Below are 3,738 nucleotides of genomic sequence, written 5' to 3' on the forward strand. Positions count from 1 at the left end.
CGTTGGCACGAAGGCTACGGGACGCCCTACAAATTGGCAGATGGCACCGTTCTTTTCAATTCCATGATCTTCGACATCACCGAAGAGGTCAAGTTGACCCATCTCTTGGAAGAGACCTCGGAGCTCTCCAAAATAGGCAGCTGGGAAATGGAACTGCTTTCGGAACCCGGGAACGATACCATGTACTGGTCGCCCATGGTGCGAAAAATAATAGAGGTGGACGAGAACTATGATGCCTCCTTGAGCGGTGGCCTTGAATTCTATACCCCCGAAAGCAGGGCCATTGTGGAAAAAGGGATCGAGGAACTTATCGAAAAGGGCACGGAATACGACCAAGAGGTACTGTTGAAAACCAGTTCGGGAAAGGAAAAATGGGTGCGGATCATTGGAAAAAGCGAACGAGCCAATGGGGCGTGCACCAAGATCTATGGAAGTATACAGGACATCCATACGATGAAGACCACCCAATTGCAGCTCCAGGAAATACTGGGCAGTATATCGGACGCGTTCCATGCCGTGGACAAGGACTGGAACTTCACCTACTTTAACAAGGAGGCCGAAAACATGTTGGGAAAGAAAAGCGATGAGGTATTGGGCCAAAACATCTGGGAACTTTTTTCCCCTGCCTTGGGTACCGAACTGGAAAGCGTGTACAGAAGGGTCGCCAAGCAGGGCAGGGCGGAAAGCTTTGAATACCGCTACCCCGGCAACGGGGCTTGGTACGAGATCAATACCTACCCTTCCAATGGCGGTGTTTCCGCCTATTTTAAAAACATAGACGAAAGGAAAAGGGCCGCAGGGGCACTGGAGGCTGCCTTTCGGGAGAAAAACCAGATCCTGGAGAGCATCGGGGATGCCTTTTTTGCCATGAAGGAGGACTTCACGGTGACCTATTGGAACAAGACCGCGGAACGCTTACTAGGGGTGAAAAGGGAGGACCTTGTCGGCAAAAATCTTTGGGAGGTGTTCCCCGATGCGATGGACCTGCCTTCCTACACCAACTACAACAAGGTGCTCAAGACCCGTGAACCCATCTCCTTTGAGGATTATTATGGCCTTTGGTTGGAGGTCAATGCCTATCCATCGCAAGAGGGCATCAGTGTGTTTTTTAGGGACATTACCCAAAAAAAGAAGGCAAACGAGAAAATTTTGCACAAGACGCAACAGCTGGACATCATTGCCGAGATGAACACCGAGCTGCTCAATTATGACGACTGGTTCAAAGTAGTTGAAAAAGCGTTCGGGAAAGTGGGCAAGTGCATTAAAGCGGACCGGATATATTATTTCCAAAACTCCCTTAATGAAAAAACAGGCGAACTGGAAACCAGCCAGCGTTTGGAATGGAGCAGGGAAGAGGCTCTTTCACAAGTCAACAACCCCATACTCCAGAATGTTCCCTTTAGTATGGTACAGGATTTTATGCAGCCCCTGGCCCAAAATAAGGCTTTCAAGGCCATAGTCAGTGAGATGCCGGATACAGAGACCAAAAGGCTTCTTCTTGAACAGGATATCAGATCCATTTTGGTATTCCCGTTATGGGTCAATAAAAAGTTTTGGGGTTTTATTGGTTTTGACGACTGTAAAAACGAAAGAAATTGGAGTCAAGATGATATTTCCTTTCTAAGAACCATAACGACCAACCTTGCCACGGCAATAGAAACCTCCATGACCAACCAAGAACTGGAACGCTCCTATAATGAAAAGAACCAGATCTTGGAGAGCATCGGGGACGCCTTTTTTGCCGTTGACAGTGATTGGACGGTGACCTATTGGAACAAGGAGGCCGAACATGTGCTGGGAAGGAAAAGAAAGGACATTGTGGGTAAAAAGCTTTGGGACGAATATTCCGATGCCGTTGAGCTAGAGTTCTATGCGCAGTACCACAAGGCCATGGCCACCGGGAAAATGGTCACCTTTGAAGAGTTCTATCCCACACTGGGGAAATGGTTCGAGGTATCTGCCTACCCGGGCAACGAAGGCCTGTCGGTCTACTTTAAGGACATCACCTTGCGCAAGGAGACCGATATCGAGATCCTACGGGCCAACGAGCGTTTTGAAAAGGTTGCACAGGCGACCACCGATGCGATTTGGGACTGGGACATCGAAAACAGGGTCTTCCACCGAAGCCATGGTTTTGAAAAACTGTTTGGGCACAAGGTCAAAAAGCGCCTGGAGGAAAGCGAGGTATGGGAAGGCAGTTTTTACGCGGGCGACCTACCGGAGATCAAGTCCAGCCTCAAGGAGAGCCTTCAGGACCCTTCCAGGGAATTTTGGAAGAGGGAATACAGGATCGTGCACAAGAACGGACAGGTCAAAACCGTGATCGATAAGGGGGCCATCATCAGGAACGGTTCCGGGCAGGCCATCCGCATGGTGGGCGCGATCACGGACATCAGCGAGCGCATAAGGCACGAAAGGGAATTGGAGGAACTGAACGAAGCGCTCAAAAAAAACATCAAGGACCTGGAGATCACCAACGACCAGTTGGAGCAGTTTGCCTTTATAGCCTCGCACGACCTCCAGGAGCCGCTGCGGATGATCACGAGCTTTTTGAACCAGTTGCAAAGAAAGTACAGTGGCCAGTTGGACGAAAAGGCGGACCAGTACATCCATTTTGCCACCGATGGGGCCAAGAGGATGAAGCAGATCATTCTGGACCTCCTCGAATATTCCCGTGCGGGAAGATCGGATGAGCCCCCCGAGACCATTGATCTGAACGAACTGGCCGAAGAGTACGAAGTACTGCGGAGCAGGTTGATAAAAGAGAAGTCGGTAAAGATCGTCAAGGGGAAACTTCCCAAGGTCACCTGTTATAAGGCACCATTGGCCCAGACCTTCCACTGTTTGATGGACAATGCCATCAAATATTCGAGGGAAGGGGTGCCCCCGCAGATCAAAATCACCGTGTCCAGCAAGAAAGATCACTGGCAAGTGAAGATAAAGGACAACGGTATCGGCATCGATCCCAGCTTTTATGACAAAGTTTTTATCATCTTTCAACGGCTCCATGACAGGGACACCTATGATGGTACGGGAATGGGGCTGTCCATATCCAAGAAAAATGTGGAATCTTGGGGCGGCAAGATCTGGTTGGAGTCCATACCGGGCAAAGGAAGTACCTTTTATTTCACTATAAAAAAGAACAAGTCATGAAAACCGTACACATATTATTGGTCGAGGACAATGAGGGGGATATCGTACTGACCCTTGATGCCTTTGAGGAGAGCAAGATCAGGACCAATATCAGTATCGTAAAGAACGGAAACGATGCTCTGGACTTTCTTTTTAAAAGGAACAAGTTTGTAGATGCCCTGCGCCCCGACCTTATCCTTTTGGACATCAACCTGCCCATTTTCAACGGGCATGATGTGCTCAAGCGAATAAAGCAAGACCCTTCTTTGAAGAAGATTCCCGTGATCATGCTCACCACCTCTTCGAACCAAAGGGACATCAATATGGCCTATGAAAATCATGCAAATTGTTATGTGACCAAGCCTATAGATATGGACGATTTTGTGAAGGCCATTTTAAAAATCGAGGAGTTTTGGCTCGAACTCGTTAAATTAGCAGGTTGATTGTGCATTAAAAAATGATGTCATGACAAAGGATAACCAACCACTTTCCATACTGGTGATCGAGGACAATCCCGGTGATTTTATGTTGATCGACGATTATTTGATCGAAAAATTCAGCGCCATCAGGGTCATCCATAAGGAGACCTTTGAATCGGCCATAACC

The 3,738-nt window shown here is 48.4% G+C and carries 2 protein-coding genes; both read left to right on the plus strand.

All coding sequences use genetic code 11. The annotated features are described in order from the left end of the window. Positions 1-3,153, plus strand: a 3,153-nt coding sequence (locus AC13CC_RS07575) for a PAS domain S-box protein (RefSeq protein ID WP_482878246.1), incomplete at its 5' end; no start/stop codon positions are given. Further along, positions 3,150-3,575 (plus strand): response regulator, encoded by a 426-nt coding sequence (locus AC13CC_RS07580; protein WP_482878247.1) that lies wholly within the window; start codon positions 3,150-3,152, stop codon positions 3,573-3,575. The genes AC13CC_RS07575 and AC13CC_RS07580, both read left to right, overlap by 4 nt. Positions 3,576-3,738: the final 163 nt, after the last annotated feature.

It is taken from the genome of Flagellimonas sp. L-11 (assembly GCF_056857735.1).

Bases quoted from the DNA above. Each gene is read 5' to 3' on its own strand.
- AC13CC_RS07580 (WP_482878247.1), top strand. From the start codon at position 3,150: ATGAAAACCGTACACATATTATTGGTCGAGGACAATGAGGGGGATATC.